This is a genomic window from Halomonas sp. DP1Y21-3, assembly GCF_019801245.1.
In the GTDB taxonomy this organism is placed as follows: Bacteria; Pseudomonadota; Gammaproteobacteria; order Pseudomonadales; family Halomonadaceae; genus Halomonas; species Halomonas litopenaei.
Genome location: NZ_JAHVJM010000001.1, coordinates 989,283 through 1,008,441, shown reverse-complemented (window position 1 = coordinate 1,008,441; position 19,159 = coordinate 989,283). Strand labels below are relative to the sequence as shown.

13 protein-coding genes are annotated in these 19,159 nt (G+C 65.4%); 6 read left to right on the top strand and 7 right to left on the bottom strand.

From position 1 onward, the window contains the following. Positions 1-20: 20 nt before the first annotated feature. Both KUV74_RS04360 and KUV74_RS04355 read right to left on the bottom strand, forming a co-directional pair. Positions 21-2,702, bottom strand: coding sequence for a heavy metal translocating P-type ATPase (locus KUV74_RS04360; protein WP_222515705.1), 2,682 nt, complete (start codon positions 2,700-2,702; stop codon positions 21-23). After that, on the bottom strand, positions 2,699-3,148 hold the full coding sequence (locus KUV74_RS04355; RefSeq protein WP_045991319.1) for a MerR family transcriptional regulator: 450 nt from the start codon (positions 3,146-3,148) through the stop codon (positions 2,699-2,701). The genes KUV74_RS04360 and KUV74_RS04355 overlap by 4 nt, the downstream gene beginning before the upstream one ends. 394 nt (positions 3,149-3,542) lie before the next feature. Here KUV74_RS04355 and KUV74_RS04350 point away from each other — a divergent pair, with 394 nt between their 5' ends. The 3 genes from KUV74_RS04350 (at position 3,543) to KUV74_RS04340 (ending at position 8,264) form a co-directional block, all read left to right on the top strand. Further along, positions 3,543-4,871: an OmpP1/FadL family transporter gene (locus tag KUV74_RS04350; protein ID WP_308812410.1), complete on the top strand. Its 1,329-nt coding sequence runs from the start codon at positions 3,543-3,545 to the stop codon at positions 4,869-4,871. Between the two features lie 364 nt (positions 4,872-5,235). Beyond that, on the top strand, positions 5,236-7,170 hold the full coding sequence (locus tag KUV74_RS04345) for a TonB-dependent receptor domain-containing protein (RefSeq protein WP_222515704.1): 1,935 nt from the start codon (positions 5,236-5,238) through the stop codon (positions 7,168-7,170). A gap of 47 nt (positions 7,171-7,217) precedes the next feature. Next, on the top strand, positions 7,218-8,264 hold the full coding sequence (locus KUV74_RS04340) for an MBL fold metallo-hydrolase (RefSeq protein WP_108131208.1): 1,047 nt from the start codon (positions 7,218-7,220) through the stop codon (positions 8,262-8,264). 104 nt (positions 8,265-8,368) lie between these two features. Here KUV74_RS04340 and KUV74_RS04335 read toward each other — a convergent pair whose 3' ends face one another. From KUV74_RS04335 to KUV74_RS04315, 5 genes are all read right to left on the bottom strand, one after another. After that, positions 8,369-10,003 (bottom strand): ABC transporter ATP-binding protein, encoded by a 1,635-nt coding sequence (locus KUV74_RS04335; protein ID WP_108131209.1) that lies wholly within the window; start codon positions 10,001-10,003, stop codon positions 8,369-8,371. A gap of 20 nt (positions 10,004-10,023) precedes the next feature. Beyond that, positions 10,024-10,908, bottom strand: coding sequence for an ABC transporter permease (locus tag KUV74_RS04330; RefSeq protein WP_045991316.1), 885 nt, complete (start codon positions 10,906-10,908; stop codon positions 10,024-10,026). Positions 10,909-10,917: 9 nt separating this feature from the next. Next, a complete protein-coding gene (gene oppB / locus KUV74_RS04325) occupies positions 10,918-11,844 on the bottom strand; it encodes an oligopeptide ABC transporter permease OppB (protein ID WP_045991315.1) in 927 nt (308 codons plus the stop codon). A gap of 75 nt (positions 11,845-11,919) precedes the next feature. Next, the gene (locus tag KUV74_RS04320) at positions 11,920-13,533 is read right to left on the bottom strand and encodes an ABC transporter substrate-binding protein (RefSeq protein WP_261395075.1); all 1,614 of its coding nucleotides are present in this window, start codon (positions 13,531-13,533) and stop codon (positions 11,920-11,922) included. Between the two features lie 158 nt (positions 13,534-13,691). After that, complete coding sequence (locus tag KUV74_RS04315; protein WP_222515703.1) at positions 13,692-15,323, bottom strand: peptide ABC transporter substrate-binding protein; 1,632 nt, start codon at positions 15,321-15,323, stop codon at positions 13,692-13,694. A 386-nt stretch (positions 15,324-15,709) separates the two neighbouring features. Here KUV74_RS04315 and prfB point away from each other — a divergent pair. From prfB to KUV74_RS04300, 3 genes are all read left to right on the top strand, one after another. After that, positions 15,710-16,808 (top strand): peptide chain release factor 2 gene (gene prfB / locus KUV74_RS04310; RefSeq protein ID WP_197037043.1). Its coding sequence is split into 2 segments (ribosomal slippage): positions 15,710-15,784 and positions 15,786-16,808, totalling 1,098 coding nucleotides; the frame shifts between segments, so codons are not numbered across the junction. A 150-nt stretch (positions 16,809-16,958) separates the two neighbouring features. Then, the gene (gene lysS, locus KUV74_RS04305; RefSeq protein ID WP_222515702.1) at positions 16,959-18,488 is read left to right on the top strand and encodes a lysine--tRNA ligase; all 1,530 of its coding nucleotides are present in this window, start codon (positions 16,959-16,961) and stop codon (positions 18,486-18,488) included. A gap of 159 nt (positions 18,489-18,647) precedes the next feature. Beyond that, complete coding sequence (locus KUV74_RS04300; protein ID WP_045991311.1) at positions 18,648-19,034, top strand: hypothetical protein; 387 nt, start codon at positions 18,648-18,650, stop codon at positions 19,032-19,034. The last annotated feature ends 125 nt before the right edge of the window (positions 19,035-19,159 follow it).

Genomic DNA, 19,159 nt, shown 5'->3' with positions numbered 1-19,159 from the left:
CGTCAGGGTCACCACGATACTCATGACAGCACCTCCTGCGATGGCGGGGTGGCGGCCTGCGACGTGCGCTCGCTTTCAGCGCGCAGGCGCTTGAGTCGCAGTCGGTTGGCGTTGGCCACCACGGTGATCGACGAGGCAGACATGGCGGCGCCAGCGATCATCGGTGACAGCAGGGTGCCGGTGAGCGGGTAGAAAAGGCCGGCCGCGATGGGGATGCACAGGGCGTTGTAGCCCAGTGCGCCCCACAGGTTCTGGCGGATATTGGCCAGGGTCGCCTGACTGATCTCGATGGCGGCGGCGACGCCGTGAAGCGATGAGCGCATCAGCGTCACCCCGGCGCTTTCGATGGCCACGTCGGTGCCCTGGCCGATGGCGAAGCCGACGTCGGCCCGGGCCAGGGCGGGGGCGTCGTTGATGCCATCGCCCACCATGCCGACGACTTCGCCCTCGGCCTGAAGGCGCTCGATCTCGGCGTGCTTGTCCTCCGGCGACAGTTCGGCGTGGACCTCATCGATGCCGACCTCTTCCCCAATCGCGCGGGCGGTGGCGCTATTGTCGCCGGTCAGCATCACCACCTTGAGGCCATCGGCCCGCAGTCGCGCCACCGCGTCGAGGCTGTCCTCGCGCAACGGATCCTCGATGGCGAAGCCCGCCGTCAGGACGCCGTCCAGCGACAGATAGACCAGGGTGCGGGCCTGGGCCTGCCAGTCGTCGAGCTCATGGTCAGCGAGTGTGACGCCTTCTTCCTGCATCATCGCCGCATTGCCGATGGCCAGGCGGCGTCCCTCGGCGTCCCGGGCACGCACGCCGCGCCCGGTCAGGCTTTCGAAGGCCTCGATGGTGCTGTTGGTGGTAGAAGAAATGTTATAGGCGTTGTTGCCAGGTTCGTCGCTGGTGCCGGCGTCGGCATGGGCATGGTCGTGGGTATAGCGGCCCAGGGCCTCGGCCAGGGGGTGTTCGGAACGGGCCTCGATAGCCGCGACCAGACCCAGCAGCCGGGTGCGGTCGTCGCTGGTGCTGGCCTTGCCATCGAACCAGCGGCAGTCGGTGACCCGGGGGCGACCCTCGGTCAGGGTGCCGGTCTTGTCCACCACCAGGGTGGTCAGTCGACTGGCGGTCTGCAGCGCTTCGCCGGAGCGTATCAGCACGCCGTGCTCGGCGGCCTTGCCCACCCCGATCATGGTCGACAACGGGGTAGCCAGGCCCAGTGCGCAGGGGCAGGCGATGATCAATACCGTGGTGGCGGTGACCAGCATATGGATGACCCGCGGCTCGGGGCCGAGGTGGTACCAGGCCAGGGCGGTGAGCACGGCGATGATCATCACACTGGGCACGAACACCGCCGAAACGCGATCGGCCAGGTTGCCGATGGGCGGCTTGGAGCCCTGGGCGTTGGCTACCTGTTCGGTGATGCGCCCCAGTCGGGTATCGGCACCGACGCGGGTCGCGCGGAACACCAACGACCCCCGGCCGTTGACCGTGCCGGCGCTGACCTCGTCGCCCGGGCCTCGGGCGACCGGCGCGGGCTCACCCGAGAGCATCGATTCGTCGATATGGCTGTCGCCTTCGACTACCTCACCGTCCACGGGCAGGCGCTCGCCGGGCCGCACCCGGATCAGATCGCCCTGGCGAACCTCGTCGATGGGCAGGTCCAGCTCGCCCTCTTCACGTACCACTCGGGCGCTCTGGCTCTGCAGGTCGAGCAGGCGATGCAGGGCGTCCGAGGTCCTGCCCTGGGCACGCAGTTCCAGCGCCTTGCCCAGCAACACCAGGCCGATGATCATGCTCGAGGCCTCGAAGTAGAGCCCTCGGGCGGCCTGTGGCAGCCAAGGGGCAGCCACCACCACCGCCATGGAGTAGAGCCAGGCGGTGCCGGTGCCCAGTGCGATCAGGGTATCCATGTTGGCCTGGTGGTGACGCAGCGCTTTCCAGGCGCCGACGAAGAAGGCGCGTCCCGGGAACGCCAGCACGGCCAGCGTCGCCAGGCCCACCAGTCCCCAGCCAAGGCGGGCAAGACCCGTCGGCTCAGGGTGATGGATCAGCATCATCACCATCAGCGGAACCGCCAGCGCCAGCGAGGCCAGGCTGCCCTTGAGCTTGCGTCGGTATTCGCGCTGGTTGCGTTCGGCACGCTGGCGTTCGGCCTGGCGCAGGTCGACGATGGGTTCGGCGCCGTAGCCCACGGATTCCACCGCTTGAACCAGCGCCTCGGCGTCGACGTCGCCGTGGATCCGCGCGGTATGGGAGGCGAAGTTGACCTCGGCGCGCTCGACCCCTGAGGTGGCGGCCAGCGCCTTTTGCACACTGGCCACGCAGCCGGCGCAGGTCATGCCCTGGATCGCCAGACGCTGCGAAGGCGCTGAGGGCGCTTCTTGCAGCGACGCTGAGGTCTCTCTATGCGGCGACGCTGAGGACGCTTCCTGAGGCGATGGCGCCTCGGCGGGCGCTAGCGGCGTGGTCGTGCTGTCGCTGGCTATCTGCTCATCGGTGGCACTCGCCTCGGTGGGGTAGCCGGCTTGCGACAGCAGGGCGGCTAATTCGTCGGCGCCGAGGCATGAGGCAACCGACAGCGTGCCGCTCCCGGGGTCGCCTTCGACCTGGGCTTCGGCGTCGTGCTCCTGGATGGCCCGGCGCATGCGCCCGACGCAGCCCTGGCAGGACATTCCGGTCACCTGAAATTGGTGTTCCTCGAGGCGATTCATGACGACTCCCGCTGTCTGGCCGTGGCGGATTGTGGTACGGACGCCGTCGGCACGCTTTCGATCAGACGGCACAGGCTGTGTCCGTCCGGCACGCCGTCGGGCAGGTGTTGCCAGCTCTGCATGGCGTCTTCCATGCGCGCTGCCAGGGCCTCGAGCTCGGCGATGCGCCTGCGGATCTGCGGCAGCCGTTCGGCCAGCAGGTCGCGCACCATGGGGCAGGGCGAATCCCCCTGATCGGCATGGGACAGGATGTCGCGAATCTCGGCCAGGCTGAATCCCAGGGTTCGGGCGCGCTGGATAAAGTCCAGACGCTCGCGATCGCGGTCGCCATAGAGGTGATAGCCGTTGTCAGGGTCTCGATCGGGCGCCAGCAGGCCCTCGCGGGTGTAGTGGCGCACCGTCTCGGCGGTCACGCCGGTGATTCTTGCCAGTTCACTGACCTTCATGTGCACTCCTCGGCGCCCATCGGCGCTGCGCATGGGAGAACGATGGGGATAGTGTAAAACCTGTGTGTTGCACAAAGGTCAAGGGCGCCTGAAGTATGCAGGAAGCGTTTTGTTTAGCTTGTCTAAGTCTTTGAAATGACTGAATTGGCAAATGTTCTTTGACCAAAGTATGAGTAATTTGGCCATTAAAACGAACGTTTGGCCTTGAACTCTTTGGCGCCTTCGCAAACACTGCGAGCAGGCCCGTCGACAGGGCCAAGCAATTCAGGTCAAACAAATTACAAAGAGTGCTCGAAAGGAACTGCGCCCGGACAAGTGTGCGGACGCAACTGCACAATAACCACTACGCCATAACAAGTACGCCGACACGCTTGCTGATAATAAGGACGCCGACATGATGCACAACAACTTCAAGCCTTTGACCCTGGCGGTTGCCGTGGCCACCGCTGCTCTTTCCGGCCAGGCGATGGCCGGCGCCTTTCAGCTCAACGAGCAGGGTGTAAGTGGCCAGGGCACCTCCAACGCGGGCCGTGCCTCCACCGTGACCGACGCCACCATCGTGTTCGGCAACCCGGCCGGCATGTCGTTTCTCGATCGTGCCCAGGTCACCGCCGGTACCGCCTTCCTGACCGTGGACACCGACATCAAGAATGCCGACGGCAGCGCCACGGGCTCCAACGAAGGCGATATGGTGCCGGACACCTTTATTCCCTTCGGCTTCTACGTCCAGCCGATCAACGACAACCTGCACTTTGGCCTCGGTGTCTACGCGCCCTTCGGTCTGATCACCGACTACGAAGGCCAGTTCCAGGGCCGTTTCTTCGGCGATCGCAGCAAGGTCGAGGTGGTCACCGTTCAGCCGACCATCTCGGTGAAGTTCAGCGAGCAGTTCTCGGCCGGCTTTGGCCTGACCTACAACCAGATCGATGGTGAGCTGACTGCCAATACTCAGGGAGGCCCGGTGGGCTTCTTTGACCAAACCGGTGCCTTCACTCCTACCGGAGTCGCAGGCGAAGGGGATGTGGACATCGAGGGTGACGATAACGCCTGGGGCTTTACCTTCGGCGCCATGTACAAGCCCTGGGAGCACACCACCTTCGGTTTCGCCTACCACTCTGAGGTGGAGTATGACCTCGAAGGCAAGGCGCGCTTTACCAATGTACGTGGACAGGGTGACCCGACGGTCGTTGCTGGTATCGGCCCCGTAGTCCCTGTAGGCACTGCGAGCCAGCAAGTCGACGCCGATCTGTCGATCACCCTGCCCGAGGTGTGGGACTTCTCGGTAACCCACGAGCTCAATGATCGCTGGACGGTGATGGCCGGCGCCGCCATGACCAACTGGAGCGAGTTCGATGAGCTGCGTGTCGAGAACGATGTTCGCGAGATCGTCGAGGCCCAGAACTATGAGGACAGCTGGCAGTACTCCATCGGTACCGCCTATCAGCTCAACCCCCAGTGGGTGCTGCGTACTGGCCTCGCCTACGACGAGACCCCGATCAAGGACGAGTACCGCAGCGTGCGTGTGCCGTCTGATGATCGCATCATCTTCTCGCTGGGTGCCGGCTGGACCCCGACCCCGGATCTGACCGTGGACGTGGCCTACTCCTATATCCACGAATCCGACGCCGAGCTGTCCCAGGAAGAGGAAAATCGCGGCACCTACGAGGCGGACTTCGAAAACACCGCCCAGGCCTTCGGTGCCCAGCTGACCTATCGCTTCTGACCTATCGCTTCTGACCGGCCACCACCTCGGTCCAGGCGACCGATATTGGCTTCCGCTAGAACATAGTCAGACCCTGCGCAGCGCCCCCTCCCAGGAGGGGGCGCTGTCGTTCGTGGAAGCCAGCCATGCCAAGAGAAGATATCAGCGTTGCAAGTGGAGGCCTTTCTGGAAGGGCAGGGGGTAACAACAGCGATGCTTCACCGTCAGGGTGATAGCACGCGAATCGGCGAAGTCCACTATTGTCGAACATCCCGTTGCATCGGTTTGCCGGTTTTCTGATCGCTAAACGCTGTCTGGACGTATCCCGGTTGGTTAACATTGCGAATCAATCGTATTTGGTCAATACAACAACCTGGTGCTCCGGATGTCCCTTCGCTTGATGATTCGCTGGTCTGTTCTGCCCCTGGGGGCGGCTTCCCTGTCTGTTCAGGCGCAACAGGATCTCGCCCTGGACAATATCGTCGTTACCGCTGCGGGCTATGAGCAGACGCAGACCGAGGCACCGGCTTCGATCAGCGTGGTGACCCGGGAATCGCTTGAAAAACGTGCCTACCGGGACATCACCGATGCGCTACAGGATGTGCCCGGCGTCGTGGTGACCGGCGGTGGCGATGGCGAAGACGTCAGCCTGCGTGGCATGCCGGCGCAGTACACCCTGTGGCTGGTAGACGGTCGCCGGCAGACTTCGCGGGAATCCCAGCCGAGCGGCGGGGGCGGCTTCCAGAAGGACTGGCTGCCACCGTTGAGCGCCATCGAGCGTATCGAGGTTATCCGCGGCCCCATGTCGACCCTGTACGGGTCCGATGCCATCGGTGGAGTCATCAACATCATCACCCGCAAGGTCGCGGAGGATTGGGTCACCCAACTGCGTACCGAGGCGACGATTCAGGAAGACAGTGACTCCGGCAACGAATTCAACAATCAGCTGTATGTGTCCGGTCCGCTGGCCGACGACGTCCTCGGGTTGCAGCTGACCGGTCAGTACCAGCATCGCCAGGAGGACAAGATCGAGCGCGGCTATGCCAAGCGCGAGTTTTCCAACCTGGCCGCGCGGCTGTCGCTGGAGGCCACGCCCGATCACTCACTTTCGCTTGATGTCAGTCGACGAGAGCAGGATCGCACCAGTCGTGCCGGATTCTCGCTGCCCGAGCGTTCGAGCGACGCCGAGACCGAAAATCGACACAAGACCGTTGCGCTGTCCCACCAGGGCAACTGGGGGTTGCTGACCTCGGATTCCTACGTGCAGCTGGAGGAAACCGACAACGTCGGTCGCGATATCGAGATTCACAATACGGTGGCGGATTCACGCTGGGTACTGCCGCTGGGCGACCACTTCGTGACCTTCGGCGGCACCTGGGAGGACGAGAAACTCGAGGACACCACCACCAACGCCCTGGCAGGCACCGACGAGATCACCGTCTACCAGTACGCGCTGTTTCTCGAAGACGAATGGTATCTGACCGACAGCTTCTCGTTGACCGCCGGGCTGCGCATGGACGATCACGAGTTCTTCGGCGACCACTACAGCCCAAGACTCTACGGTGTCTGGAGCCTGCTGCCCGACTGGACCCTGAAGGGCGGTATGTCCACCGGGTTCCGCGCGCCCAACCTGCGCGAGCTGTCAGGCGACTGGGTCCAGGAGAGCCGGGGCGGCGATATCTACGGCAACCCGGATCTGGACGCGGAAGAGTCCCGTAGCTACGAGATGGGGCTGGTCCATGACGGCGCCAACGGCCTTCAGGCCAGCCTGACGCTGTTCTACAACGACTTCGATGACAAGATCTCCACCATCGCCTGTGGCGATCGCGACTGCGGTGATGCGGCGGCCGGCGACCCGGACGCCCGCACCAACGTCAATATCGATGACGCCATCACCAAGGGCATCGAGGCTGGTGTCCAGATGCCGATCGGCGAACGCTGGCAGGCCCAGGCCTCCTACACCTACACCGATTCCGAACAGAAGAGCGGTGACAACGAGGGTCAGCCGCTGACCCAGGTGCCTCGCCACCTGTTCAATACCACCGTCAACTGGCAGGCCACCGAGGCCCTCGTTCCCTGGCTGCGCTTTACCTTCCGCGGCGAAGAAAGCCAGCCGGTGAACCTCTCAAGCAACAGCAGCACCTCCATCCGGGCCCCATCCTACGCTACCTGGGACGCGGGGCTCAGCTGGCAGGCGACACGACAGATCCGTGTGCTTTCCGGCATCTACAATCTGACCGACAAGGACATCGAGTTCGATAACTTCGGTCATGTGGACGATGGACGGCGCTACTGGGTCGGGCTCGACCTGGAGTTCTAAAGCGCGCAGCGACCCACCTAAACGAACAGCAGCGAACAGGAAGGACCATGAAAGCGATGATCGCAGGGGCCGTGGTAAGCCTCACCCTGAGTCAGACCGCCCTGGCGGTGGATGAACCTCCCCAGCAGCTGCCCGAGCAGCTGGCCGAGCAGCTGGCTGAGCGGGGCCTGGCGGCCGGACAGGCCTTCCCCGGGCTGTCCAGCCTGTGTGACCTGTCGGCCAGGCTCAAGGTGGCGGGCCAGCGTCCGAAAGGCGAGGCGGCAGAGCGGGAGCGTCGTGAGTCCAGTCGCGATGACCGGCGCCAGCGCGGCCCGGCCGAGCCGATGCCGACCCAGGTATTCGACAATCTCTACTACGTCGGCACGCCCGGCGTCGCCAGCTGGGCGCTGACCACCAACGAGGGGATCATTCTGATCGATGCCCTCAACAACAACGAGGAAGCGCAGAAGTTTATCGAGCAGGGGCTGGTGGATCTGGGCCTGGATCCCGAGGACATCACCTATCTGGTGGTGACCCACGCCCACGGTGATCACTACGGTGGTCAGCAGTACCTGGTCGACAACTACGGAGCCCAGGTGGTCATGAGCGATGCGGACTGGACCGCCCTCGAACAGCCGGAGCTGGCCATCGACAATCCCCGCTGGGGCGAGCCTCCAGTGCGCGATATCACCATCGCCGACGGCGACACCCTGACTCTTGGCGATACCGCCCTCGAGGCCTACGTGACCCCCGGCCATACCCTCGGCACGCTGTCGCTGGTGATTCCGCTGAAGGATGGCGACAGTACCCATCGGGCGGTGCTGTGGGGCGGTACCGGTTTCAACTTCGGGCCGGACGAGGCCCGCTTGCGGGAGTACTCGGCCTCCGCCTCACGAATGAAGACGATCTCTGAACAGCAGGGCGTGGACGTCTTCCTGTCCAACCATCCCACCCGCGACAACACCCTGGCGCGGATCGAGGCGTTGGAGCAGCGGCAAGCCGGCGATCCCCATCCCTTCGTCAGCGACCAGGCGCTGGGTGCCCTGGACCTCTTGATGAGCTGTTCGCTGGCCCAGGCCGAGCGTGTCTACGCAGGCGAGCATCCGACAGAGTAGAGACGTTCATACGAGCCAAAGCAGCGGCCGCTGCCTTCGCACAACAGGCGCTGCTCAAGCAGCGCCTGTTACGTTACGTAGGTAGAGCTCGTAGATCGCTTGGCCTAGGCCACCTGATCGAGCATGGCGGCGGCCAGCAGCTTGCGGGTGTATTCGGTCTTCGGCGCGGCGAACAGCGCCTCGGCGCTGCCCTGTTCCACTATCTCTCCGTCCTTCATCACCAGCACGGTGTCGGCCAGCGCTCGCACCACCGCCAGGTCGTGGCTGATGAACAGGTAGGTCAGGCCGTGTTTCTGTTGCAGGTCACGCAGCAGGTCGATGACGGTGACCTGCACCGAGCGGTCCAACGCTGAGGTGGGTTCGTCGAGCAGCAGGAACTCCGGCTTGAGCACCAGCGCCCGGGCGATGGCGATCCGCTGGCGCTGGCCGCCGGAGAACTCGTGGGGGTAGCGATTGCGCATCGAAGGATCCAGCGACACCTCCTTGAGCGCCGCCATCACCTGGGCCTCGCGCTCGGCGCGGGACAGGTGCGGGGCGTGGACCTTGAGCCCTTCGCCGATGATGTCGCCAACGGTCAGCCGCGGCGACAGCGAGCCGTAGGGGTCCTGGAACACCACCTGCAGCTTCGAGCGGATCGGCCGCATGGCGGTCTTGTCCAGCACGTCGAGGCGGGTGTCGTGGAAGCGGATCTCGCCCTGGCTCTTGAGCAGCCTCAGCAGGGCGCGGCCCAGGGTCGACTTGCCGGAGCCCGATTCGCCGACGATGCCCACCGTCTGGCCGCGACGGATGCTGACGTCGATGCCACGCACCGCCTCGAAGTACTCGCTGGGACCGAACAGGCGCTTCTTGAGGGCGAAGCGTACGCGCATGTCCTTGGCCTCGAGCACCATGGGCTCGCTGTCGGCCACCGGCGCCTTGCGCCCGCGTGGCTCGGCGTCGATCAGCATGCGGGTGTACTCGTGGCGCGGGTTGGCGAAGACCTCCCGGGTCTCACCCTGCTCGACCAGCTCGCCGTGGCGCATCACGCAGACCCGGTCGGCGAAGTGCTTGACGATGGTCAGGTCGTGAGTAATGAACAGGATCGCCATGCCGTAGCGGCGTTGCAGGTCCTTGAGCAGCTCGAGGATCTGGGCCTGGACGGTGACGTCCAGCGCGGTGGTGGGCTCGTCGGCGATCAGCATCTCCGGCTCGCCGGCCAGGGCCATCGCGATCATCACCCGCTGGCGCTGGCCGCCGGACAGCTCGTGGGGGTAGCTCGACACCCGCCTTGCCGGTTCGGGGATGCCGACCTGCTCGAGCAGGTCGATGGCCTTGGCGGTGGCGGCGCGCCCCTTGAGGCTCTGGTGGCGGTCGAGCACCTCCTTGATCTGGTCGCCGATGCGGTGCAGCGGATTGAGCGAGGTCATCGGCTCCTGGAAGATCATGGCGATATTGCCACCGCGAATCCGGCGCATGCGCTTGGCGGTGGCACCCAGCAGTTCCTCGCCCTTGAAGCGGATGACGCCCTCGGCCCGGGCGAGCTCCGGCAGCAGGCGCATGGCGGCGGTGGAGGTCACCGACTTGCCGGAGCCGGATTCGCCCACCAGCGCCAGGGTCTCGCCGGGATTGATGGCAAAGCTGACGTCCCTGACCGCCTGGACGGTGCCGTGGGGCAGCTCGAAGCTGACGCTGAGCCCCTCGATCTCGAGCAGCGCCTCGCGGGCGGGACGACGGGGGTTCTTGGGTTGTGTGTCGGTCATGGTCGCGTCTCCGTCGTCGATCAGCGGGTCTTGGGGTCCAGGGCGTCTCTGAGGCCGTCGCCGAGGAAGTTCAGGCAGAACAGCGTCAGCGCCAGGAACACCGAGGGCACCAGCAGCATCCAGGGCGAGGTCTGCATCATGTCGGCACCCTCGGAGATCAGCACGCCCCAGCTGGTCAGCGGCTCCTGCACGCCGAGGCCGAGGAACGACAGGAAGCTCTCGAGCAGGATGACCTTGGGCACCGTCAGGGTGACGTAGACGATCACCGGGCCGATGGCGTTGGGGATCAGGTGGCGGGTGACGATCTTGCCGTCCTTGACGCCGAGGGCGTGGGCCGCCTCGACGAACTCCCGCTGCTTGAGCGCCAGGGTCTGGCCGCGCACGATACGCGCCATGTCGAGCCACTCCACCGCGCCGATGGCGGCGTAGATCAGGAAGATGTTGCGGCCGAACACCACCATCAGCAGGATCACCAGGAACATGAACGGCAGCGAGTACATGATGTCGACGAAGCGCATCATCAGGTTGTCGACGCGCCCGCCGACATAGCCGGACACGGCGCCGTAGAGCACCCCGATGATCAGGCTGACGAAGGTCGCCACCAGCGCCACCGACAGCGACACCTGGCCCCCATAGAGGGTGCGGGTCAGCAGGTCGCGGCCGTTGGCGTCGGTGCCGAGCCAGTGGCCGCCTTCCAGGGTCGGGCCCACGTCGAAGGCGTTCCAGTCGACGTCGGCCAGCCCCCAGGGGGTCAGCCAGGGACCGATGAAGCAGGCCAGGGTCATCAGGCCGAGCAGCCACAGGCTGGCCATGGCCGCGCGGTTCTGGCTCAGCCGGCGCCAGGCGTCGCGGCCGAGGCTGTCGCCGACGGGGGCGGCGGTCGGGGCGAGGGAATCGGTACTCATGGCGTCGCCTCAGTCGTCATAGCGGATTTGGGGATCGAGGGCCGAGTAGATCAGGTCCACGATCAGGTTCATCAACACGATCAGGGCGCCGTAGAACACCACCGTGCCCATCACCAGGGTGTAGTCGCGGTTGAGCGCGCCCTGGACGAAGTAGCGGCCGATGCCGGGGATGCCGAAGATCTGCTCGATCACCACCGAGCCTGTGATGATGCCGGCGATGGCCGGGCCCAGGTAGGAGGTTACCGGCAGCAGGGCGGGGCGCAGGGCGTGGCGCCAGACCACCTCGGCCTCGGTCAGCCCCTTGGCTCGGGCGGTGCGAATATAGTGGCTGCCCATCACCTCGATCATGCTGGCGCGCATCATCCGCGCGATGTAGGCGATCTGCTGGATCGATAGCGCGATCACCGGCAGGATCAGGTTGGGCAGGGCGCCGTCGTTCCAGCCCCCCGCCGGCAGCCAGCCGAGCAGCACCCCGAACACCAGCGCCAGCACCGGCGCCACCACGAAGTTGGGCACCGCGATGCCGGCCAGCGCCGTGCCCATCACCGTGTAGTCCACGGCGGTATTGCGCTTTAGCGCGGCGATGATGCCCAGCGGCAGGCCGATCGCCAGCGCCAGCAGGATCGCCAGGCCGCCGATCTGCAGGCTTACCGGGAAGCCCTGCATGATCAGCTCGGTGACGGTGAAGTCCTTGTACTTGAACGAAGGCCCGAAGTCGCCCTGGACCAGGTTGCCCAGGTAGCGGAAGTACTGCTGCCACAGCGGTTCGTCCAGGTGATAGGCGGCCATCAGGTTGGCCTCGATCTCCGGCGGCAGGGCGCGCTCGCCGTCGAAGGGCCCGCCGGGGGCGATGCGCATCAGAAAGAAGGCGATGGTGATGACGATCAGCATCGTCGGTATGGCCTGGGCCAGGCGTTTCAAGGTGTAGCTCAGCATGGCGCCGTTCCTCGGTTGACATGAAGGGCGGGCCGTCCCTGGCCGCGCCCACGATTGGGTTGGGGCGAGTGGTCGTCAGGGAGCGTCGCCGTCCACGGACACGTAGCGCAGCGGATGCACGTCGAGCGTCGTGGGCTGCCAGCCCTTGACGTCCGGAGAGACCAGATTGACGACCACGTAGTCGTAGATCGGCAGCATCACGTCGGCTTCCAGCAGGCGCTGCTCGGCCTCGGTCATCAGCGCGGCGCGTCGGTCCACGTCGAGCTCATGGGTGCTGGCCTCGACCAAGGCGTCGTACTCGGGGTCCGCGTAGCCGGTGCTGGCCGCCGCCGAGCCTCCCGCCGCGTAGGCGTTGAGGAAGTCGTAGGGGTCGTTGACCGTGGCCACGAAGCCGTAGCGGGCGATCTCGAAGTCGCCCTGGCGCAGGCCGGCGAAGTGCACCGCCGCCTCGCGATTGACCAGATCTATTTCCACCCCCAGCGGGCGCCACATGGCGGCGATGGCCACGGCGATCTTCTTGTGGTCTTCCAGGGTGTTGTAGGACAGCTCAAGTTCAAGCGGTCGATCCGGCCCGTAGCCGGCCTGATCCAGCAGCTCACGGGCCCTGGCCCGGCGGCTGTCCATGCACTGGTCATGGAAGTCGAGGCTTGCCGAGGTGGGCGAGGCGATGGTGCGCGGCACGAACCAGTAGGACGGCGTCTGGCCCATGCCCAGCAGGCGCTCGGTGATCACCTCGCGGTCGAGCGCCAGATTCAGCGCCTCACGCACCCGCTCATCGCTGAGCGGCGTGCCTTCGCGCAGGTTGAGCATATAGAAGTAGCTGCCGATCAGCGGCCCGACGCGCAGCGACTCGCTCAGGTTTTCCTGGGCCCACTCGAAGCGCGCGGAAGGCACCGCGCCGTAGGCGATGTCGAGCTCGCCTGAGCGAAAACGGTTCATCAGCGCCGAGGTATCCTCGATGGCGTGGAAGTCGACACCCTCCAGCGCCACCTCGTCGGCGGCGTAGTAGCGAGGGTTGCGCTCCACCTCGACCTTGTCCTGGGGCTTCCAGTCGGCGAGCACGAAGGGGCCGCTGGCCACCAGGGTGCCTGGCCGGGTCCAGTCCTCGACGCCGCTGGTGAGCAGGTGGCGGGGCAGAGGTGCGGCCTCGGTCATCGCCATGGCCTGAAGAAAATAGGCGGTGGGCTCGGACAGCCGGATTTCCAGGGTGTGGGAATCCAGCGCGGTGACGCCGAGGCTCTCGGGTTCGGCCTCCCCGGTGTTGATCGCCCGGGCGTTGATGATGGGGTAGTAGAGGTTGGCGTTGTGGTTGGCGGTGGCCGGCGTCACCAGACGTTGCAGGGCGAAGACGGCGTCGTCGGCGGTGATCGGCTCGCCGTCGGACCACTGCGCCTCGCGCAGCCGGAAGGTGATGACCCGGCCGTCGTCGGACAGCTCCCAGGATTCGGCCAGGCCCGGCACCAGCGCGCCGTCGGGGCCATAGTTGACCAGACGATCGAACAGTTGGCGGGTGATCCGGCTCTCCCAGTTGCCGCTGACCTTCTGCGGATCCAGGGTGCTGGGCTCGGCGCCGTTGCCGACCTGAAGGGTGGCGGCCTGGGCGTCGGCAGCGGGCAGACAGAGTCCGAGGCTTGTCGTTGCCATCAGGCCGGCAAGTGCCAGCGGACGAAAGGCGTCCATGGAGACCATAGCGAAGTCCTTGTGGGGTAGGCAGAGCGTCGGTAGGGGACTCGCCTCCTGGTGGAGGCGAGTTCTCGCAGCGAGTCGTTGAAGCGAGTCCTTGAAGCGAGTCCTTGAAGCGAGTCCTTGAAGATAGCCCAGCGCTGCTATTTACCAACCCAGCGCTGCTACTCGTCGAAGGAGATCCAGCGAGACGGGTGATCGTCCTCGATGTTGTCTTCCCAGCCGCTGATCTTCGGGTTCACCAGGTTGCGTGAGACGTAGTAGAGCATCGGGATCAGGGCGTCGTCGTCCATGGCCAGGGCCTCGGCGCTTTCCATGACGGCCTTGCGTTCATCCAGGTCCAGGGTGGCGGCGGCCTGGTCGTAGAGGGCGTCGAACTCCTCGTTGGCGTAGGCCCCGTAGTTGTTGCCGACGCCGGAACGCAGCAGCGCCAGAAAGTTCTCGGCGTCGTTGTAGTCGGCGATCCAGCCGGCCCGGGCCACATCGAAGTCTCCCTCGGCGATGGTCTGGTAGTGCACCGTGGCCTCGGCATTGACTAGCTCCACCTCGACACCCAGCGGGCGCCACATGGACGACACCGCCACCGCGATCTTCTTGTGCTCGTCGGTGGTGTTGTAGCGCAGGCGCAGTTCGAGCGGTGACTCCTGGCTGTAGCCGGCCTCTTCCAGCAATTGCTTGGCGCGGGCCATGCGGGCGTTCATGTCATCGGTGATGTCATTGCCGTCGGCGTCTTCGAAGCTGGTGCTCTGCACCTGGTAGTGATCGATGCCGTCAGGCACGAAGGACAGCGATTTCTGGAAGGTGCCGCCCATGATCTGCTGAGCGATGACGTCGCGGCGCACCGCCATGTTGAGCGCCTCGCGCACCCTGGGGTCGGCGGTGGGATGACCGTCGCGGTGGTTGAACACGTAGTAGTAGCTGCCGAGGTAGGTGGCCATGTGGGTGGCCTCGGGGATCTCTTCCTTCAACAGCGGGTACATGCTCGAGGAGTACTCGGTCATGATGTCCAGCTCGCCCGCGCGAAAGCGCGAGACGCCGGCGTTGCGATCCTCGATGGTGTGGTAGCGCACGCCGTCCAGCGCCACCTGGTCGGCCTCGTAGTACTCGGGATTCTTGACCACGGTGATGCGCGACTGGGAGATCCACTCGGTGGGGGTGAAGGCACCGTTGGTGACAATGTTGTCGAGATCCACGTAGTCCCGGCCGTACTCCTCGAAGGTGTGCTGTGGCTGGGGGTAGCCGGTGTAGTGGGTCAGCAGCTGCAGGAAGTAGGGCGTCGGTTGAGTCAGCTGGACCACGAAGGTGCGGCCATCGTCGCGGCTTTCCACGCCAAGCTCCTCCAGGGGCAGCTCGCCGGTGTTGACCTCCCTGGCGTTGACCACCGGATAGAGCATGTAGGCGTACTTGGAAGCGTTGGCCGGGTCCAGCAGGTGGCGCCAGCCGAACACGAAGTCCTCGGCGGTGACAGGCTCGCCGTCGGACCAGCGGGCATCCTCGCGCAGGCTGAAGGTGTAGGTCTTGCCGTCCTCGGAGACCTCCCAGTCGGTGGCCATGCCGGGCAGGATCTCGCCGTCCGGGGCGTTCTTCACCAGGCCCTCGTAGACGTCCATCAGGATCTGGGACTCCCACACGCCGCCAGAGATCTGGGAGGTGTCGAAGGAGGCGAGTTCGCCGGTGACGCCAAGATCGAGGGTCTCGGCCATGGCCGGTGCGCTGATGGCGGCCGCCAGCGAGGACAGGGTCAGGCCGGAGGCCAGCGCCAGGCGGCGGGCCCAGCGAGCACGGTTCGCGATCATGTCAGTTCCTTGTTGGTGTTGGCATTGTTGTCGCGGGCCGGGCCGTTGGCAGCGCGGTTCGCTGCGACCACGGCCATTGTGGGAAGACCGCACAAGGCGTGCGACACCGGCTAAGCCCGCTTAGTCGATATCGACCATCGCGCCGTGGCTCCGGTGCTGTCCAGACGAAAATTTTCATGACGTCTTGCGTTTCGTCGATAGCCCCGTGGGAGCCCTTGTGGCAAGGGGGCTCGATGGCAGGAGCAGGATGACGGGGTTAGACGTTTTGGCTACAATGCATCCCCTTTATCGCGGCCTGGCCGACGATCATCGCAACTGGCCCATCGCCACCGGCGCATCGCGAGCGCACGCCGGCACCCGGCGAGGGACGACAAAAGGCGAACTTCATGTTGGAAACCAACCCGATTCACAACCTCATCAAGGACCTGTCTGAGCGGACAGACGTCCTGAGGGGGTATCTTTGACTATGCCGAAAAGAAAGATCGGCTAGAGGAAGTCACCCGCGAGCTCGAGGACCCGGCGGTCTGGAACGACCCGGACTACGCCCAGAAGCTCGGCAAGGAACGTGCCTCGCTGGAGCTGGTGGTCGCCACCATCGACGAGCTGGACCAGGGCCTCGGCGACAGCCGCGACCTGCTGGAGCTGGCCGAGATGGAAGACGACGAGGCCACCGTGGCAGAGGTCGAGAAGGAACTGGCCTCGATGCAGGCCAACCTCGAGAAGCTCGAGTTCCGGCGCATGTTCTCCGGCGAGATGGACGAGAACAGCGCCTATCTCGACATCCAGGCGGGCTCCGGCGGTACCGAGGCCCAGGACTGGGCCAACATGCTGCTGCGCATGTATCTGCGCTGGGCCGAGTCCCACGGTTTCAAGGCCGAGATCATCGAGCTGTCGGCCGGTGAAGTGGCCGGGATCAAGTCGGCCACGGTGCACGTCCAGGGCGAGTACGCCTTCGGCTGGCTGCGCACCGAGACCGGGGTGCATCGTCTGGTGCGCAAGAGTCCGTTCGACTCCGGCGGCCGCCGCCACACCTCCTTCGCCTCGGTGTTCCTGTCGCCGGAGATCGACGACAGCTTCGAGGTCGAGATCAATCCGGCGGATCTGCGCGTCGACACCTACCGCTCCAGCGGCGCCGGTGGTCAGCACGTCAACACCACCGACTCGGCGGTGCGGATCACCCACGAGCCGTCCGGCGTGGTGGTGTCGTGCCAGAGCCAGCGCAGCCAGCACGCCAACCGCGACTTCGCCATGAAGCAGTTGAAGGCGAAGCTGTGGGAGCTGGAAATGCAGAAGCGCAACGCCGCCAAGCAGGAGGCCGAGGACTCCAAGGCCGACATCGGCTGGGGCAGCCAGATCCGTTCCTATGTGCTGGACGACCAGCGCATCAAGGACCTGCGCACCGGCGTGCAGTCGAGCAACTGCGACAAGGTGCTCGACGGCGATCTTGACCAGTACATCGTCGCGAGCCTCAAGCAGGGGCTTTAAGCGACCGTCGCCAAGCCCACCGCGTCGCGACCTCGCCCCGGGAGCCAAGTGGCCCCGGGGCGTTTCGCCACCACCATTCATGGGTCCCGTGCCGGGGCCGTTCGGGGAACCGCCGTGGCGGCTTCCCTGCCGTGACAGAGACGAGTAGCCATGGCCAACCAGGATACGCCTTCCACCAATGACGCCGTTGCCGAAGAGAACCGCCTGATCGCGGAGCGCCGTGCCAAGCTGGCGGCTCGTCGCGAGCGCGCCGAGGCCGAGGGCGGCAGCGCCTTCCCCAACGACTTTCGCCGTGACAGCCTGGCCGCCGAGCTCGAGGCGGAACTCGGCGAGCATGACAAGGAAGCGCTGGAGTCGCTGGGCCGCGAGGCCGCGGTCGCCGGGCGCATCATGCGCAAGCGCGGTCCCTTTATCGTGATCCAGGACGTCAGCGGCCAGATCCAGCTCTACGTCGACAAGAAGGGGCTGGATCCTGCCCTGCTCGAGGACATCAAGGGCTGGGACATCGGCGACATCGTGGCCGGCCAGGGCCCGGTGCACAAGTCCGGCAAGGGCGACCTGTACGTGATGATGCGCGAGGCCAAGCTCCTGACCAAGAGCCTGCGCCCGCTGCCCGACAAGTTCCACGGCCTCACCGACATGGAGGCGCGTTACCGCCAGCGCTATGTCGACCTGATCATGAACCCGGACTCGCGCCGGGTGTTCGAGACCCGTGCCGGCATCATCAGCGCCATGCGCCGCTTCTTCGAGGATCGCGGCTTCATGGAGGTGGAAACGCCGATGCTGCAGCCGATCCCCGGTGGCGCCACGGCGCGTCCCTTCATCACTCACCACAATGCGCTGGACATCGACATGTACCTGCGTATCGCGCCAGAGCTTTACCTGAAGCGCCTGGTGGTGGGGGGCTTCGAGCGGGTCTTCGAGATCAACCGCAACTTCCGTAACGAAGGGCTGTCCACCCGCCACAACCCCGAGTTCACCATGGTCGAGTTCTACTGGGCCTACGTGGACTACCAGGCGCTGATGGATCTGACCGAGGCGATGCTGCGCGAGATCGCCCAGAAGGTGCTCGGCACCACCACCCTGAACTACCAGGGAGCGACCTACGACCTGGGCCAGCCGTTCGTGCGGATGACCCTGCGCGAGGCGATCCTGGCTCACGGCGAAGGCATCGAGGCCGCGGACATCGACGAGCTCGACGCCGCCCGTGCCCTGGCCAAGCGTCTCGGCATCAAGGTCAAGGATGGTTGGGGACTCGGCAAGCTGCAGACCGAGATCTTCGAGGAGGTGGCCGAGGCGCGCCTGGACCAGCCGACCTTCATCACCGAGTATCCGGCCGAGGTCAGCCCGCTGGCGCGGCGCAACGACGCCAATCCCTTCGTCACCGACCGCTTCGAGTTCTTCGTCGGCGGCCGCGAGATCGCCAACGGCTTCTCCGAGCTCAACGACGCCGAGGACCAGGCCGAGCGCTTCCGCGCCCAGGCGGCCGAGAAGGACGCCGGTGACCTGGAGGCGATGTACTACGACGCCGACTACGTGCGTGCGCTCGAGGTAGGCCTGCCGCCCACCGCCGGCGAGGGCATCGGTATCGACCGCTTGGTGATGCTGTTCACCGACAGCCCCTCGATCCGCGACGTGCTGCTGTTCCCGGCGATGCGCCCGGAAGCCGGCGAGGCCTGAGCCGTTGGGCCTGGCCACCGGGGACAATGTCCCCAGTGGTCGGGTCGATGGATTGTCGGCGGGGTCGGGCCGATGGATTGTCGGCGGGGCCGGGCTTTTGCTGGCAAGCGAGGCCCTTAGCACCCATAATGGCTGCGATTCGACGTCGAGGAGACCGCGATGAAACTGCTCAACCGCTCCGCCCTGAGCGTCAGACCCACCCAGCACTTTGTTGACTGGATCAATGCCCTGGAACCGACCATGGGCGATGACGACCTCACGCTCGCCGACGTCGACCGGGAAAGCACGGTCTACCTGATCCCGGAGATGGACACACCCGAGGCGCTGGAAGCCTTCGTTCGCGAGCGCTATCTCGAGGTGCTCGAGAACGAACTGCGCGCCTGGGAAGAAGACGAGCGGCAGTGGCCCGAGGCCCTGAACTGGGAGCTGTTCCAGCGCTTCTTGCAGGTCGAGCACAGCTATCTGGCGATCGATCTGGATGGCGAGGCTGCGCTTGAGATCTCCGAGGTGGACGACGAACTGCTGGCCGACCTCGAGCAGGACTGAAACAGCGCGGCCTGCCGCCGCTGATCAGTACCTGCCGGATGTACCCCGCAGGTGTCGACGAGACCGGCCACGGCCGGTCTCGTTGCGTGCCGGCATGACCTCCTGTGCCTGACCACCCCGATGCA